This is a genomic window from Chryseobacterium sediminis, assembly GCF_008386505.1.
GTDB lineage: Bacteria > Bacteroidota > Bacteroidia > Flavobacteriales > Weeksellaceae > Chryseobacterium > Chryseobacterium sediminis.
Genome location: NZ_VUNZ01000005.1, coordinates 71100 through 90182 on the forward strand (window position 1 = coordinate 71100; position 19083 = coordinate 90182).

Below are 19083 nucleotides of genomic sequence, written 5' to 3' on the forward strand. Positions count from 1 at the left end.
ATTTAGAATAATTAAAAATAATATTTTATATGTTTAGAGATTTACATTTTGCAATACAGAAAATCAGAACGGGATTAACGTTGCTGACTATTGCCGGAAGCTGCTTGTATGCTCAGCAATGGGAAAATGTTGGAGGCATTCAGGATGTATCAGCGGCAGGAAGCAGTTTTAACAATTTAGTTATTGACAACTCAGGAAATTATTATCTGTCATATTATGATGTTTCCGTAGCGAGAGGTTCTGTTCAGAAATTTAACGGAAATTCATGGTCCTATTTAGGAGGAAGCGCCGGAGTTACTACAGGAACAGCTACTTACAATTCATTATCTATAAGTCCTAACGGAAACAGTCTTTACTATACCAATCAGCTGGGATACCCAGGTTCAGGAATGGAAGTGCGTTTATTTACAGGATCTTTATGGTCTCAGCTTCCCAATGTTACAGATAGTTCTGTAAATTATCAGGCCTCTGCGGTATCATCTGATAATATTCTCTTTACGTATGGATCTTATGGTTCAGGAACTGTGAAAAAATATTCTGCAGGAGCATGGGAACAGGTAGGAAATGCCGGTTTTTCAGGGGGTGCAGAATTTGCAGAAATGGTTATTGGAACTAATGATATGGTGTATACATGTAATGTTTCCGGAGGTTTAAAAGTATATCAAAACAGTACTGGCGCAGGTTCTTCGCAAAACTGGAGTCTTGTAGGAGGTGCTGCTGCAGATGCTTCTTCTTCGGGAGAGCAATACAATGCTGATATCGCTTTGGATGGATCTAATACTATTTATGTAGCCTATGTTTCAAACTCAGCAGGAGGAAAAAAATTGAATGTTAAAAAATTTGATGGAAACTCATGGGTTCAGGTGGGAAATGCTAATTTTTCAGACGGAAAAGTTCAGCATGTTGCTTTAGCAGTAACAGAATCCGGGAAACCATATGTAGTTGCCAGCCGTTTTGAGAACGATAATTTCCTGAGAAATACGGTGTATAAATTAGATGATTCACAAAACTGGGTTGTTTTTGGAGGTGACTTTGTGTCGGATGGTGAAGCAAAATACAACGACCTTGCAATAGATAAAGCACATAATTATCTTGTTCTTGCTTATTCAGACAACACAACGAAAGTTAAAAGAATTTCTCTGACATTAAATCCACAAACATGTAGCAATACAGACCCGGGAACAAATGTAGGAGATATAGGCTGCGTAAGTTTTATGTATCGTGGTCAGCAGGTTGCTTATTCTACAGTAAGAGGAGCAGACGGGAAAATATGGCTTCAGCAGAATCTGGGAAGCACACAGGTTGCTTCATCAGTGGCTGATGCGAATGCATATGGAGATCTTTTCCAGTGGGGAAGATGGGATGATGGTCACCAGCTTAGAAATTCACAGGTAGCGCAAGCCCCTTCATCTAATACTCCGGAAGGAATTGGTGCAGCAGGAGGAGCGTATATCGCAGGATCTCCGGCATGGTGGGCAGGTTTTGCAAGTTCAGATACATGGACAGGAGTAATAGCTTCACAGGCTACTGCATCCGCTGGGGTAGATCCTTGTAAAGCAATCGGAGCAGACTGGAAAATGCCTTCTCAGGCAGATTGGACTGCTTTGGTAGGTGCTGAAGGTATTGGTAATCCGGCAACGGCTTACAGCAGTAATCTTAAATTACCGGCAGGAGGAAACAGAAGTTCCAGTAACGGAGACTTTAGTTTTGTAGGACAAAGAGGATATTTCTGGAGTTCAGATACATCAAGTTTAGGAGCGAAATATCTATATATCGGAACCACTATCGCGAACCCTTCAGCCGGAGGAATGAGAGGTCAGGGGTCTTCGGTAAGATGTATTAAGCCTTCATCTTCTTTAAGTACCTCAGATATCAGGCTGAATAATGCGGTTATAGGAATGTATCCTAACCCGACAAAAGGAATTCTTACAGTTAAATCAGACTCCGTGATTGAAAAAGTAAACGTTATCAACGCGGTAGGGCAAAAGATGAATGTACAGTTCTCAGATAATCAGATCAACATGACTGAACTTCCTTCAGGGCTATATATCGTAGAATTAAAATTGAAGAATGGACAGTCCGTTTCTAAAAAAATTATAAAAGACTAACAGAATTTCAATACTAAAGATTTTCGTTCAAAAAATAGTTCATTACAATTACTTTTATTGGGAGGCTCGTGAAATTTTCATGAGCCTTTTTTAATTTTATTTTTTCCCGGAAAATTGAAATATTTGATGAAGACTGGATGAAAATAGTCGTTATGAAGAAAAATTTATGCTATATTCGATAAAAAATAAGAAATGAAAAAGCTTTATTCCGTTGTTTTTCTGATGATTGCTATGGCTGTTTTTGGACAGATTAATTATACCATTACACCAAATCCATTCAATGAAACTGATGCTGTTACTCTTACAGTTCCGGGAGATCAGATTGATGAATCGGCATGGGGTGTGTCTAACAATGCTATTTATATCTGGTCATGGTCTTTTGATACTAATTATCAAAACAGTCAGGACTGTCCTACCAATGGCAGCTGGAGTAACTCCAATGATTTGAATAAACTAAATTATAATGCTGCAACAGACAGCTATTCACTCACTTTTACCCCTACTTCTTTTTTTGGTAGAACAGGAATCGGAAGATTCGGATTTTTATTAAAAGATAAAACAGGATCTCATCAGACCTCACCGGACATTTTTGTCAATGTGGGTACTTTAAGCTTAAGCCTTACCAATCCACTGGCCAATAGCCTGACTTCTGTTCCGGTAGGGAATTCAATCAATATTACAGCGACTACCAATGTCAATGCGACATTTCAGTTAAAAGCAAATGGAATTGTTATCAATTCAACGACAATTCCTTCACAATCTTACTCTTATAATTATACTGTTTCTGAGGATGCCAATATGGAACTTGTTGCAACGCAAGGATCTAATTCTAAAAATGGAACATTTATTTTACAGGTTCCGAGAAATGTAGTTTCTGAAGCCATTCCAAACTGGATTAAGCAGGGGATTAATTATCATCCGACAGATCAGACCAAAGTGGGGCTTGCGTTATATGCTCCAGGCAAAAGCTTTGTACATGTCATCGGAAGTTTTAATAACTGGGCGGTGAATGACACGTATTTAATGAAAAAAGATACCACAAACCCGGATCTTTACTGGATTGAACTCAACGGGATCACTCCTCAGCAGCTCTACACTTTCCAATACAGAACCAATGATTTAAGAAAAGTAGCAGACCCGTATTCCCCTCAGATTTTATCTTCTTACGATGATCCTTGGATTTCAGCTTCTACCTATCCAAGTTTACCTGCATTTCCTGCTGGGCAGGGTTTTGAGGTTTCAACATTTAAAACGGGACAAACAGCCTATAACTGGCAGGTAACCAATTTTCAGAGACCGGCAAAAGAAGATCTGGTAGTTTACGAATTATTATTGAGAGATTTCACGCAGGATAAGAACTGGCAGTCATTGATCAATAAAATTTCTTATTTAAAAAATCTAAAGATCAATGCTATAGAATTACTTCCCATCATGGAATTTGATGGAAACCTTTCATGGGGATACAATACATCCTTCCATTATGCATTGGACAAAGCCTATGGAACTCCTGAAAAATTTAAAGAATTTGTAGATCTCTGCCACCAGAACGGAATTGCAGTTATTTTGGATGTGGCATTTAACCATGCAACAGGACGTTCACCTTTGGTAAGACTTTGGAATGTAGATCCTGATGGAGACGGCTATGGAAATGTTGCTGCAAACAATCCTTATTTCAATCAGGTTCCCAAACATTCATACAATGTATTTAACGATTTTAATCATACAAGCCTTTCAACTCAATATTACGTTGAAAGATGTCTTCAGCAATGGCTTACAGAATATCGTATTGACGGATTCCGTTGGGATTTAACCAAAGGATTTACCCAAAGCTGCTCTGAAAATGACGAAGCATGTACCAATGCCTATCAACAGGACAGAGTAGATATCATGAAACACTATGCCGACAGGCAATGGGCAATTGATCCCAATTCATATATGATCTTTGAACACCTGGGGACGGATGCGGAAGAACAGCAATGGGCAAACTACAGGGTAGCAGAAGGGAAAGGGGTAATGCTTTGGAATAAACAGACAGATCCTTATAATCAGAATACCATGGGATATAAAGACAACAGTAATTATGACAGGATGAACCATAGTCTTCATGGCTTTACCAATATGCGTGCTGTTGGGTATGGAGAAAGTCATGATGAAGAAAGACTGATGTTTAAAAACCTTGCATATGGTGCAGCGAATGGAAGTTATGATGTTAAAAATCTTAATACTGCTCTTGAGAGAATGAAAACTTTCGGTGCGACTTTCTTTACAATTCCCGGCCCGAAAATGATCTGGCAGTTTGGTGAGCTAGGATATGAATTCAGTATCAATAGATGTGCTGACGGTACTATCAATAACGGATGCAGAACGGATGAGAAACCTGTTGCATTTACTTTGGGATATGATACCAATGCAAACAGAAAAGCAGTATATGATACATGGGCAAAAATAATCACGATCAGAAATTCTCATCAGATTTTTAAAACTAAAACATACAGTATAGAATCCAATAATCTGACGAATGACCCAAATGGACTGATTACAAGAATTTATCTCTACGATCCGGCGATTACAACAGGGATAAAAAATGTAGTCGTACTGGCCAATTATGATACATCTGCACAAAATGTTGTTCCTTACTTTCCTTACACAGGGCAATGGCAGAATCTGATGGATAACAGTATTTCAAATGTGACTTCTACAACAGCTCCTATCACTTTGCAACCGGGAGAATTCAGAATCTTTGGGAACTATGCAGGATCTTTGTCAACAACGGATATCAATGCAGGAAATAAATTGTCTCTCCATATTGCAGACAATCCGATACAAAATGGAATCGCTAAATTGATTTTTAACAAAGCGAAAAACGGAGAAATTTTGATTTTTGATATGACCGGTAAAAAACTGGACTCATTCAAACTGAATAAAGAAAATGGAACTTATGAAGTGAAAATCAATTATCCGGCAGGAACTTATCTGGTTCAGTTGAAATCAGAAACAGGAACTGCCATTCAAAAGATGATTGTTAAGTAAAAGAAAAGGCAGATTTGCAGTACAGCAGATCTGCTTTTTTTGTGGATTTAAAAAATTAGTCTACTTTTGCAGTAGATTTATCAAGAAAGGTGGAGGGATTTGGCCCAGAGAAACCTTAGCAACCTGCACGATTCCAGAAGTGTAAAGGTGCTAATTCCAACCCTGCGGGGGAGATAAGTGAAGTCAATATTCTTATATGAATTCCATTTCTTGAAGTCTTGTATATCTGCGGAAATATCCGTCAGACTGTTATTATTAATTGGCAAGAACAAAAATGAAAAAATTAAGTACAGCTGTATTATTGCTAGGGGCAATTTTGATTGCTGCTCAAGAGAATGAGGAAAAAGGAAAACAAATCGAAGATATTATCATCGTTGGAAACCGTAATGTTAAAAGAACAAAACTGGAAACACCGGTTCCCGTAGATGTTATCAATATTGACAAAATCCAAAGGAGTTCTCCGCAAATGACTGCTCAGGATCTTCTTAATTATGTTATTCCATCGTTTAATGCGGTGAGACAGTCTGCTTCTGATGGGACGGAACATATTGATCCTGTAACTTTAAGAGGAATGGCATCTGATCAGGTTCTCGTATTGCTGAACGGAAAAAGAAGACACACTACTTCTTTAGTCAACTATCAGAATACGGTAGGAAATGGCTCTGTGGGAACAGATCTGAGTACAATTCCTGTCATTGCTATTGATAGAATAGAAGTGTTAAGAGACGGTGCGGCAGCGCAATACGGCTCTGATGCCATAGCAGGAGTGATCAATATTATTCTTAAAAAAAATATAGGAGCCTCAGCAAGTCTTACTTACGGTTTGACTGGGAGAAATGACGGAGATACCTATCAGGCAGGAGCTAACTATGGAGCTTCATTAGGAAAGAAAGACGGATATATCAACCTTTCATTACAGCTAAGCCACAGAGGAAAAACCACAAGAACTCAAAACCATGATCTGGATATTTTCGGAGATAATTTCGCATATGCATTTGCCGATAATCCTGAAGCAGCCAGAGCTGCAGATGATGCAGAAATCGAGAAAAGAGGATTGACCCGCGATGATTTTAATTTTCAGATCGGAGATGCCCAGATCAGGCAGGGACAGCTGTTTTTCAACTCGGAATACCCTTTTAACGATCAATTTAAAATCTATTCTTTCGGAGGTTTCAGTATTAAAGAAGGAAAGGGGTTTGGTTTCAGAAGGCTGCCAAGCGAAACATCCAATGTGGTTTCATCCATTTATCCGAACGGATTTCAGGCCAATTTAGGATCTCAGGTGTATGATGTTTCCTATGCTGTGGGAGCGAAATATAATTTCAATGATTGGGTATTAGACCTAAGCAACACATTCGGAAGTAATACTTTCAATTATAATGTGAGCAATACCAATAATGCATCTCTTGGAGCAAAATCACCCACCCGTTTTTACGCAGGAGCGCATAGTTTCCTTCAGAATACGGTGAATCTTGATGTTTCCAAAAATATAAACCGTTTCAATATTGCTTTCGGGGGAGAATTCAGATTTGAACAATATCAGATCAAAGCCGGTGATGAAGCTTCCTATACCCAATATGACATCAATGGAAATGTTGCCACTGAAGGATCAACAGTACTTGGTGCTGGAGGATCTCAATCCTTTATCGGATTTTCTCCAAACAATGCCTTGAAAAAAGATAGACATTCCACAGCTGTATATGCGGATGTTTCGTATGATTTGGATAAAAAATTAAATATTGATGCTGCTGCCAGATTTGAAAATTATTCAGATTTTGGGAATACATTGAATGGAAAGCTGGCCATACGATATGAATTCGTAAAAAATTATGCCGTAAGAGCAGCTGTTGGAACAGGATTCAGGGCTCCTTCACTACAACAACAGTATTTTAATAATTCCTATGCAGATATTTCGACAACAGGATCAAAGATTGTTACGAAAGGAATCTTTAGCAACGATAGCGAAGCCGCTAAGATTCTTGGATTTGATAAGCTTAAGCAGGAAACTTCTGTCAACGCAAGTGCAGGATTTACGCTGAGACCTTTAAACAGATTGTCTATTTCTGTAGATGGATACTGGATAAGAGTAAAAGACAGAATTGTGATCACCAGCAATATTACAGATTCAAGATTAGAACAGTTTAAGGTAGAAAGCGGACGTTTTTTTGCTAATGCAATAGATACAGAAACAAAAGGAGTAGACTTGATAGTAACTTATGACTGGGTTCTAGGCAAAGGGAAATTAAATGTGAATCTGGCAGGAAACTATACAGAAACAAAAATCACAGATTTCCATTTTCCAGAAAATTTAGGAACACCTCAGGATCAGTTTTTTGGTCCGGATCAGATCAATATTATTGAAACCCTTTCTCCGAAAACAAAAGCTTCATTGGGATTAAATTATGGAATTGGGAAATTCAATTTTCTCGTAAGAAATACCTATTTTGGCAAAGTAATAAGAGATGGTTATCCCTTTGGAGGAGTCCAGGAATTCTCCCCAAAAGTAGTTACAGACATCAGTGTTGGATATGATATTACAAAAAGTATCAACTTTACGGTAGGAGCCAATAACGTATTTGATGTCTTCCCGGATCGCCAGATCTATGAAAATTCGTATTATGGAGTATTCAAATATGCACCGGTTCAGATGGGAACACTGGGGAATTATTTCTTCGGAAGACTTAATTTTAACTTTTAATCATTAAATGAGTACTACCTCACATCAGATTGGCTGGAAGACAGCCGCCGCCATTGTCGTTTCCAATATGATAGGAACGGGGATTTTTACGACCCTCGGTTTTCAATTATCTGATATTACCAATACCTATAGTATTTTCCTGTTATGGGCTATTGGAGGAATTCTCGCTCTGTTCGGAGCTTTTTGCTACGCCGAATTGGGTTCACACTTCAAAGGAAACGGTGGAGATTTTATTTATCTTAAAGAAACCTATCATCCACTGTTCGGATACCTGATAAGCTGGGTTTCCCTGATTATTGGATTTTCCTCTCCTGTTGCATTGGCAGCACTAGCAATGTCAAAATATCTTTCTGTATTTAATTATACTTTCGGAAATGGTTTTGCGATTGCCGCGATTTTTCTCGTGGCTGTTGCATTGTCATTCAGCTTAAAAACATCCAGCAGATTTCATAACTTTTTCACCTTCATTAAAATAGCTTTTATTATTGTGCTGGTGATTTTGGGAGTAGGACTTTCGGAATCTCCGCAGCTTGGAAACAGTCTGAACTTCACTGACAGCTGGCAGAATGAAATTATGTTTCCCGCTTTTGCTACATCACTTGTATTTGTGACCTATTCTTATACGGGCTGGAACTCTGCTTCCTATATCGCCGGAGAAATAAAAGATGTTCAGAAAAATCTTCCCAAATCTTTGATTATAGGCACCGTTTTCGTGACGATAAGCTATATTTTAGTGAATTATATTATGCTGAAACATGCTCCTGTAAGTCAGTTGGCAGGAAAAGAAGACGTGATGGGAGAAGCTGCTGTCAATATGTTAGGTTCTGCTTTTGGAAAAATTGTCAATATTTTTATTGCCTTACAGTTGGTTGCTACCATAAGCGGATATCTATGGGTAGGCTCAAGATTAACCCAGGCCTTTGCAAAACATACTTACATCTGGAAACCTTTATCAATAGGAAATGCAAAAGGAATTCCCGTGAGGGCCATTTTTGCCCATGCAGTGATTGCAACTATTATTATTTTGACCGGAAGTTTCAAAGAAATATTTGTCTATACAGCCTTTATCTTACAGCTTTTTGCGAGCCTGGCGATTTCTACCGTATTCTTCCTGAAGAAAAAAGACAGGAAAATTTTTAAATCGAATGCGTTTCATATCTTTCCGGCCGTTTTTCTATTGTTCAGTATCTATATTCTCTATTTTACATTTATTCATAATCCTAAAGAAAGCCTTATCGGAGTAGGAATTATTGTTGTTGGGGTTGTTTTATATTGGATTGACAGAAGACTTTCCAGACAACACCAGAACAAGTCTTCATAGCGCAGAAAGACTGATATGTAAATTTGTAAATCCATCTTTTTACAGTTTTGTTCTCTTTATCCCTAATGCTCAAAAATTTATGATCATCAGTAATTTTAATTTTGAATTAATAATGCTTATCTTTGCACCCACAAAATTTCTACAATGTCTAAATCATTAATTCCAAAATTAGAAGCTATAAAACAAAGATATAATGAGGTTGCAGACCTTATTATACAGCCTGATGTCATTTCAGACCAAAAAAGATATTCTTCTTTGAACAAAGAATATAGTGATTTGGGAAAAATTGTAAGAGTTTACGATCAGTACAAAGGAGCGCTGGATAGTATTGCAGAATCTGAAGAGATCATTGCAGACGGTTCAGACAGAGATCTGGTAGATCTTGCTAAAGAAGAAAAACTGGAAGCTCAGGCTAAACTTCCTGAATTGGAAGAAGAGCTGAAAGTATTACTGATTCCTAAAGATCCTGCCGATGACAAAAACGTTATCGTAGAATTACGTGCCGGAACAGGAGGAGATGAAGCCGCTATCTTTGTGGAAGATATCTACAGAATGTATACCATGTATTTCAAAACAAAGGGTTGGAGACATGAAGTAACAGATTCTAACGAAGCAGCGAAAGGATACAAGGAATTGATCATGAAAGTGGAAGGAGAAGGTGTTTACGGAATCATGAAATTCGAGTCCGGAGTTCACCGTGTACAGCGTGTACCTGAAACAGAATCTCAGGGAAGAGTACACACTTCTGCCATTACAATTGCTGTTCTGCCGGAAGCTGAAGAAGTAGATTTTGAGCTGAATCCTGCTGATATTGAAATGCAGACTTCCCGTTCAGGAGGGGCCGGAGGTCAGAACGTAAACAAGGTTGAAACGAAAGTTCAGCTTACCCACAAACCATCAGGACTTGTTGTGGTGTGTCAACAGGCTCGTTCTCAGTTAGCTAACCGTGAATTGGCAATGGAGATGCTAAGAACAAAATTATACGATATCGAATTACAGAAAGTACAGGGAGATATTGCTGCACAACGTAAATCTATGGTTTCTACCGGTGACCGTTCTGCAAAAATTAAAACATACAACTACCCTCAGGGAAGAGTTACAGATCATAGAATCAACAAGTCTATGTACAATCTCGATGCTTACATGAACGGAGATATTTCTGAAATGATTGATGCCGTAATCATGGCAGAAAATGCAGAGAAGATGAAGGGAGAAGAAGAAAATTACTAAAATTACTAGAAATAAAAACAAAGCCTCTGATCCTTCAGGGGCTTTGTTCTTTCAAATAACTAAACATACAAATATAAACTATGAAAAACTACAAAATTATTTTTCTGCTGCTACTTACCATGATGGGGCAGCAACTGATCGCTCAAACTGAAGTGAAGAAACCTAAAGAGGCATTTGAATTATTCTTCGGAACTTTTGTAAATAATGATGAAGCGGCATTGAATAAACTTAATGACTACTTAAAACCAACAGTGGAAGGGCAGAATGCTTATCAGGTAGATTTTAAAGAAACTTCAAAAGAAATGATGAACGGCAGTGTAGAGAATTTTCTGTCTGCTTTCCCTAAGGCTACCGCTGCAGCATGCAAAAAAGAGGCAGAGGAGTATTTTACAGCCATGTTTGGGAATTTTAAAACAGGAAAACTTACTGTTAAAAATGTAAAAGTTGTCCCGAATGAATATATGGAGGGAGAAAAAATCGCAGAAATAAGTTACTCCGTAAGCTTCCTTGTTCCATCAAAACTAACTTCCGGACCAAAGGGTGATCTTAATAAAATAAAAGCTGAAGATCTGAAGAAATATTTGATTCAGGCTGTTCAGGACTTCAAAAATGCTGATAAAACAGTAACAACCGATCAGAATTTTAATCTATACGAGCTTAAAGAAGGCGATAAAATATACTATTGGAACGGTAGTCCGGATGAAATTGTTACCAATCTTACGGATTTCTATTTTGAAAGCTTCGGAGCCAATGAATAGTTGAAAAAATATTCCACTAAAGAATAAAGAGTCCCAATGCAAAGGGACTTTTTTTATTTCACATACTTTGCGTATTTTTGAGAAAAACCGATCAGTATGAATTTTAAACCTATATTGTTAACAGCTGGAGTTTTGTTTTCAGCATCTTTTTATTCTCAGAAAATGAATTATCCTAAAGCATTAAAAGGAAGCCAGACAGATACCTATTTCGGAAGTGCTGTTTCTGATCCTTTCAGAGACCTGGAAAATGATTCTGAACCTACAAAAAAATGGGTAGATGAAGAAGTCGCTTACAGTCAGAATTATCTTTCTAAAATTCCGTTCAGGGATAAAATTAAAAACCAGTTGAAGGAAATCTGGAATTATGAAAAAATTTCAGCGCCTTTCAAAGAAGGAGATTATACTTATTACTATAAAAACGATGGTTTGCAGGCGCAGTCTGTTTTGTACAGAACAAACAATAAAACCAACGCTACAGAAATATTTTTAGATCCTAATAAATTTTCGGAAAAAGGAACAACTTCTCTTTCCAATCTTTCATTCAATAAAAAAGGAAATCTTGCTGCTTACTCTATTTCTGAAGGAGGAAGTGACTGGAACAAAATTATCATTATTGATGCTATTACCAAAAAGCAAATTGATGAGACTCTGCTGGATGTGAAATTCAGTGGAATTTCCTGGCAGGGAGACGAAGGATTCTATTATTCAAGCTACGACAAACCGAAAGAAGGAACTGTACTTTCCGGTATGACGGATAAACACAAAGTATACTTTCATAAATTGGGAACAAAACAGTCTGAAGATAAATTGATCTTCGGAGGAGATAAAACACCAAGAAGATATCTGAGTGCAGGCGTTTCTGAAGATCAGAGATACCTGATTATTTCTGCGGCTAATGCTACCAATGGAAATGAATTGTATATCAAAGACCTGAAAAAAGGAGGAGACTTTGTACAAATTGTAAGCGGATTTGATATCAATGCCGGCATTGTAGATACACAAGGGGATGATCTTTTCATTTTTACAGACAAAGATGCTCCAAATATGCGTCTTGTAAAAACAACGATAAGTAATCCTGCTCCTGCAACATGGAAGGATGTAATTCCACAAACTGAAAATGTATTAGGAATTTCTTCCGGTGGAGGATATTTCTTTGCCACTTATATGATTGATGCCATAGATCAGGTAAAACAGTTTGATAAGGCTGGAAAACTGGTAAGAGAAATTACGCTTCCTGGTAAAGGAAATATTTCAGGATTCGGCGGAAAAGAAAAAGAGAAAGATGTTTACTTCTCCTTCAGCAATTATATTACTCCGGGAACTACTTATAAATTTAACGTAGACTCAGGAAAATCTGAAGTGTATCAAAAACCGAAAGTGAAGTTTAATCCGGATGATTATATCTCAGAACAGGTTTTCTATACTTCAAAAGACGGTACAAAAGTTCCTATGATGATCAATTATAAAAAAGGAACTAAACTTGATGGTAAAAACCCTACTATCCTGTACTCTTACGGAGGATTTAACATCAGCTTACAGCCTTCATTCTCTGTTGTAAATGCAATCTGGATGGAAAATGGCGGAATATATGCCGTTCCGAACATCCGTGGAGGAGGTGAGTATGGTAAAAAATGGCATGATGCCGGAACAAAACAACAAAAGAAAAATGTTTTTGAAGACTTTATCGCTGCGGGAGAATATCTTCAAAGCAAAGGATATACTTCAAAAGATTACATGGCGCTTTCAGGAAGATCAAATGGAGGATTGCTGGTAGGAGCAACAATGACAATGCGCCCGGATCTGGCAAGAGTAGCATTCCCGGGAGTAGGAGTTTTGGATATGCTGAGGTATAACAAATTTACAGCCGGAGCGGGATGGTCTTATGACTACGGTACTGCAGAAGACAGTAAAGAAATGTTTGAATATCTTAAATCATATTCTCCTGTACACAATGTAAAAGCAGGAACTTGCTATCCATCAACAATGATCATTACCAGTGATCATGATGACAGGGTAGTTCCGGCACACTCATTCAAATTTGGAGCGGAGCTACAGGAAAAACAGGCATGTAAAAATCCTATTTTGCTGAGAATTGAAAAGAATGCAGGTCATGGAGCCGGAAGAGCAACAGATCAGGTAATCAGTGAAAATGCAGATCTTATATCATTTGCTTTATTTGAGATGGGAATAAAGAAATAACGATAAAAAAATATAATATGTAAGAAAACAGTTGATTTTATTTAAAATTGACTGTTTTTTTTGTGCTGTTGTGTTTATAATGCTTATTTTTATGGCGGATATTTAAAGTTTATTAATTCTAAATTAATTAAGTAATTATGAAAAAGAGAATTTTACTAGTTTGTGCATTGGCTGCTGGGCTATCCAGTTTTAATGCACAGAGGTGGGAACCTGCCTCACAAAGGACATCAGAAATCAGAAAAGAAGTAGAAGTTCAGTTTTCTTACAGATTTGATTTGCAGGCTCTTAGAAATATTTTAAAAGATGCTGTAGAAACAGGAAAAGGGGCTCAGGCTGTTATTGTATCTCTTCCTACAGCAGAAGGAAAGATTGAAAAGTTTGCAGTGTATAGTGATCCTGTTATGGAAAAATCTATGGCAGACAGATATCAGCTAGGATCTTATATAGGAGTAGGGGTAGATGACCCGGGTAAATATGTAAGATTCAGTACTGCACCTACTGAAATGCAGTCAATGATTATAAAAGACGGAAAATTCCAGTTCATAGAACCTATTACTACAGATAAGCAGGTGTATGGAGTTTTTTATAAAACGAAAAGAACAGATGCTGATCATGGCTTTGAATGTACTACAGAAGAAAAAAGCTTAAAAGATATAAAGTCTTTGGAAGCCTTCGGGAAAAAAAATCTTTCTAATGTAGGAATTACAAACAGACCGGCAAGTACAAAATACAGAACGTATAGATTAGCTCTTTCAACAACAGGAGAATATACAAAGAAATTTGATCCGTCTGGAGGAACAGTCAATACGGTTACTCAGATGAATGCTACGATGACTCGTGTAAACGGTATTTTCCAGAAGGATTTTGCAATCAAACTTATTATTCAGGATCTTCCGAATATTATCTATACTGATCCTGCTACAGACCCTTATACTGGAAATTTAAATTTACAGCTTCAGCAGACTTTAACAAGCGCGGTAGGAAATGCTAATTACGATATGGGGCATGTTTTCAATGCCTCCGGAGGTAATGGAAATGCCGGATCTATCGGCTCTACATGTGTTGATCCTGCTACAGCTACATCACTAGCAAAAGGATCTGCATTTACACAGAATACAAACCCTGTAGGAGATTCTTTCGATATAGATTATGTTGCTCACGAAATGGGGCATCAGCTGGGAGGTAACCATACTTTCTCACACGTTTCAGAAGGTTCAGGAGTAAATATAGAACCGGGAGGAGGAACTACGATTATGGGGTATGCCGGAATTACAGGAGATAATGTTCAGAACTTTACCGATGCTTATTTCCATTACTCTTCTATTAATCAGGTTCTTAATAGTTTGGATAGTAAGCCTGGATGTGGAACATCAGAAAATATAACAACAAATACAGCTCCGGTAATTTCAGCTCTTCCTGCTTACAGTATTCCAAAAGGAACTGCATATTATTTGGATGCTACAGCTACAGATGCTGATCCTATTAAATATACATGGGAACAGTATGACAGTGTTGATTCTTACAACTCAATCTCAGGAGACAGTGGTTGGGGATACAATGCGCAAGGAGCTTTAACAAGATCTTATTTTGGAACAGCAAGTGGAAGAAGATACTTCCCAAGTCTTCCTGTGGTTATGGGAGGATCTTTAACTGATAAAACCAAATGGGAAACCGTTTCTTATATTCCAAGAACACTTAAATATGCAGTAACTGTTAGAGATGAGAATGCTGCTAAACCAATGTTGGTATCTGCTGAAACTACGGTAACAGTTACCAATGACGGACCTTTCAAATTTACTGGTCTTATTGATAACACAACATTATATAACAATGCAGCTAATACAATCTCATGGGATGTAGCTAATACCAACGCTGCACCTTATAATGCTGCTAATGTTAAAATTGAATACACAACAGATCTTGTGAACGGAGCAGCATGGACAGAGCTTGTAGCTTCTACTCCTAACACAGGAAGTTATACAGCTCAGATGCCTTCTGGTTTAACAGGTCCTGTTAAATTGAGAATTTCTGCCATTGGAAATGTATTTTATGCCGTATCTCCTAAGATTATAGTGGGAACTGCTCCTACATCAACTACAGATGCTCCAACAGGAGTGGGATCAATAGCAACAGAGATCCTTAAAACATCTGCAACAATTGGATGGAATGGCGTTCCGGGTGCTACATATGCTGTTAAATATAGAAAATTGGGAGAAACAAACTGGACAAATGCTACCAGCACTACTAATTTTGTATTATTGAACTCTCTTGAAGATGAAACAAACTATGAAGTTCAGGTAGCTGCAGTAGTGAATACAGTTCCAGGAACATTCTCTTCTACTTATGCATTCAAAACAAAAGGATTGAGAACTGGTTCAGACTATTGTTTAATGACAACAGGAGGAAACAGCTTTGCAAGCTTTAGCTTTAACAGTGGTTTAGCTCAATTAAACTTAGCAAACCTGGCTTACTCTCAATTAACATATAAAACTATTTTCAGCACATATCAGGATTTTACTGAAGATGTAACGAAACAAATTAATTTAGTTAAAGGGACACAATATACATTGTCTTATTTCAATGTTGGTAACACAGCAGGGTATAATGACAAAATGGAAGTTTGGATTGACTTTAACAGAAACGGAGTTTTTGAAGCTACAGAGAAAGTAGGTACCAAAACAACTGTTCCTCCTGCGAATGGACAATATACAGGAACTATGGTATTTACTGTTCCTGCTACTGCCTATGCTGGAGACAAACTCCTGAGAATGAGAGTAGCAAATACTTTCTTTAATGCAGCTACAGGACCATGTGGCAGCCCATCAGTTCCAGTACAGGGAGGTGGCGTTATTTCACAAGGTTCATTCAAAGATTTCTCTGTGAAAATTACAGAAACTCTTGCGGTAAATGAAACTAAAGATGTAAAATCAACTGAAATTTCAATTTACCCGAACCCTGCAGATACTTTCGTAGAAGTTAAAAATCTTAAAGGTAAGGCAGATTACAAAATCTATACTGCTGACGGAAGATTAGCTCAGGAAGGTCAGATTGATGGACAGAGAATTAATGTTGCTTCATTAATCAAAGGTATGTATGTGATCACTATAAAAGATGACAAAAATACTTACAATACGAAGCTTATTAAAAAATAAGCAGACTATTTACTAATAATAAAGGCCGGGCATTTGTCCGGCCTTTTTCTTTTGCTAAATTGATGTAAAACAGAATATTAACAGAAGTTTCATGTTTCGTTCAAAAAAATTAACTTTACGGGGACAAAAATAATTGGAATGCGAAAGACAATTTCTGTGAAAAAACCGGATTTTAATGTATCACCTCAGGAAAGAGAGATTTACAATTTTGAAAAAGACGGGCTTGAACTCAAATCATCCTATGAGAAAAAAGATGTAAAAGATGAATCCTTAACGCAGACTTCTCCAGGAATTGTGCCCTATCTGAGAGGACCGTATTCCACCATGTATGTTCAAAAACCGTGGACAGTCCGTCAATATGCAGGATTTTCTACTGCCGAAGAATCCAACGCTTTTTACAGAAGAAACCTTGCCGCAGGTCAGAAAGGACTTTCAGTAGCATTTGACTTAGCAACACACAGAGGATATGACTCAGATCACTCAAGAGTAGTAGGAGACGTTGGAAAAGCAGGAGTTGCTATTGACTCTGTAGAAGACATGAAAATTCTTTTCAATGAAATTCCATTAGATCAGATTTCAGTATCTATGACCATGAATGGGGCGGTACTTCCTATCCTGTCTTTCTATATCGTAGCAGCAGAAGAGCAGGGAGTAAAACAGGAACTGCTTTCAGGAACTATTCAAAATGATATTCTAAAGGAGTTCATGGTAAGAAATACTTATATCTATCCGCCGGCACCTTCCATGAAGATTATCGCAGATATTTTTGAATATACGTCGCAAAACATTCCAAAATTCAACTCAATTTCTATTTCCGGATACCATATGCAGGAAGCAGGTGCTACACCGGTACTTGAAATGGCTTACACACTGGCCGACGGTCTTGAATATGTAAGAACAGGAATAAAAGCAGGAATGAATGTAGACGATTTTGCCCCAAGGTTATCTTTCTTCTGGGCTATCGGGATGAATCACTTCATGGAAATTGCTAAAATGCGTGCTGCAAGATACATCTGGGCAACCCTTTTAAAGCAGTTTAATCCTCAGAATGCAAAATCTCTGGCGTTAAGAACCCATTCCCAGACATCTGGATGGTCTCTTACAGAACAGGAGCCTTTCAATAATATTACAAGAACAGCCATTGAAGCTTTGTCTTCAGTGCTGGGAGGAACACAATCTCTTCATACCAATGCGCTTGATGAAGCCATTGCTCTTCCTACAGACTATTCCGCAAAAATTGCAAGAAATACACAGATCATTCTTCAGCAGGAAAGCGGAATATGTGATGTGGTAGACCCAATGGGAGGCAGTAATTTGGTGGAAAGCCTTACTCAGCAAATGATCGAGGAAGCGATGAGGTACATCGATGAGGTAGAACAGGAAGGAGGAATGACTAAAGCTATTGAAGCCGGAATTCCAAAAATGAGAATTGAAGAAGCTGCCGCTAAAAAACAGGCTAAGATAGACAGTGGAGAAGAATTCATTATCGGAGTGAATTCATTCAAATCATCATTAAAACAGGATCAGATAGAAATCTTAGACATTGATAATACAGAAGTCCGCAGAAAGCAGATCGAAAGGCTGAATACCATTAAAGCTGAACGAAATACTGAAGCTGTGGAACAGATACTCAATGAAATCCGTGAAAGCGCAAAAACAGGAAAAGGAAACCTTCTGGCATTATGTATCGAAGCGGCAAGAAGAAGAGTTACCCTTGGCGAAATGAGCGATGCCATGGAAGAAACCTTCGGAAGATATAAAGCAAATATTAAAACAATCTCTGGTGTATATGCTATGAATGCCGGTAAAAATGAATACTTTGAAAAAGCCCTTCATCTGACTCAGAAATTTGAAGAAGAAGAAGGACGCCGTCCAAGATTAATGGTTGCCAAAATGGGACAGGATGGGCATGACAGAGGAGCAAAAGTAGTAGCAACAGCATTTGCCGATATGGGATTTGACGTAGACGTAGCTCCTTTATTTCAGACACCGGAAGAAGTAGCTAAACAAGCTGTGGAAAATGATATCCACATTCTGGGAGTATCTTCATTAGCTGCAGGACACAAAACATTGGTTCCGCAAGTAGTGGAAGAACTGTCCAAACTGGGAGCAGATGATATCACAATCGTTGTAGGGGGAGTAATTCCACAACAGGATTATGAATTCCTTTATGCCAACGGTGCAGACTTTATTTTCGGACCTGGAACTAACCTTCCGAAATGTGCAGTAGAAATTTTAGAAAGATTTTTAGAAAAATAAACAGAAAAACTTTAATTTCAGCACAGAGATTCATAGATTATTGATGCTATTTTTCTCAGTATTATTCACCTTAGGTGAAAAAAATATTTTGATTCTCAGAAAAATTTATATATTTGCACCTGAAAATCAAGTTTAACCAATTAAAAACAACGAAGCAATGTTCAGAACAAATCAGAATTCTACAGTTGGATTGCCCCTTATGGTGGTAAGGCTTCGTGGTTTGGTACATTCTTAGAATAACAGTACAATGAAATATCAAAACCCGAAGTCGTAGAGATTTCGGGTTTTTTATTGCGCAATATTTCAAACTCCCAAGTTTACCCGAAAT

At 37.8% G+C, this 19083-nt stretch carries 9 protein-coding genes and 1 riboswitch; all 9 genes read left to right on the forward strand.

Features of this window, described 5'->3' with window-relative positions:
* Positions 1–29: 29 nt before the first annotated feature.
* The 9 genes from FW780_RS20185 to scpA all read left to right on the forward strand — a co-directional run bounded on the left by FW780_RS20185 (position 30) and on the right by scpA (position 18755).
* Positions 30–2108 carry a T9SS type A sorting domain-containing protein gene (locus FW780_RS20185; protein ID WP_149835413.1) on the forward strand — a complete coding sequence of 693 codons (2079 nt, stop codon included), beginning with the start codon at positions 30–32 and terminating at the stop codon, positions 2106–2108.
* 192 nt (positions 2109–2300) lie between these two features.
* Positions 2301–5138: an alpha-amylase family glycosyl hydrolase gene (locus FW780_RS20190; RefSeq protein ID WP_149835414.1), complete on the forward strand. Its 2838-nt coding sequence runs from the start codon at positions 2301–2303 to the stop codon at positions 5136–5138.
* Positions 5139–5212: 74 nt separating this feature from the next.
* A riboswitch (SAM riboswitch) is annotated at positions 5213–5318 on the forward strand.
* A gap of 94 nt (positions 5319–5412) precedes the next feature.
* On the forward strand, positions 5413–7836 hold the full coding sequence (locus FW780_RS20195) for a TonB-dependent receptor plug domain-containing protein (RefSeq protein ID WP_149835415.1): 2424 nt from the start codon (positions 5413–5415) through the stop codon (positions 7834–7836).
* Between the two features lie 7 nt (positions 7837–7843).
* A complete protein-coding gene (locus tag FW780_RS20200) occupies positions 7844–9157 on the forward strand; it encodes an APC family permease (RefSeq protein WP_149835416.1) in 1314 nt (437 codons plus the stop codon).
* Between the two features lie 144 nt (positions 9158–9301).
* Complete coding sequence (gene prfA / locus FW780_RS20205; RefSeq protein WP_149835417.1) at positions 9302–10387, forward strand: peptide chain release factor 1; 1086 nt, start codon at positions 9302–9304, stop codon at positions 10385–10387.
* Positions 10388–10467: 80 nt separating this feature from the next.
* Positions 10468–11145, forward strand: coding sequence for a hypothetical protein (locus tag FW780_RS20210; RefSeq protein ID WP_149835418.1), 678 nt, complete (start codon positions 10468–10470; stop codon positions 11143–11145).
* Between the two features lie 96 nt (positions 11146–11241).
* On the forward strand, positions 11242–13344 hold the full coding sequence (locus tag FW780_RS20215) for a prolyl oligopeptidase family serine peptidase (RefSeq protein WP_149835419.1): 2103 nt from the start codon (positions 11242–11244) through the stop codon (positions 13342–13344).
* Between the two features lie 137 nt (positions 13345–13481).
* Positions 13482–16496 carry a reprolysin-like metallopeptidase gene (locus tag FW780_RS20220; protein ID WP_149835420.1) on the forward strand — a complete coding sequence of 1005 codons (3015 nt, stop codon included), beginning with the start codon at positions 13482–13484 and terminating at the stop codon, positions 16494–16496.
* 138 nt (positions 16497–16634) lie between these two features.
* Positions 16635–18755: a methylmalonyl-CoA mutase gene (gene scpA / locus FW780_RS20225; protein ID WP_149835421.1), complete on the forward strand. Its 2121-nt coding sequence runs from the start codon at positions 16635–16637 to the stop codon at positions 18753–18755.
* The last annotated feature ends 328 nt before the right edge of the window (positions 18756–19083 follow it).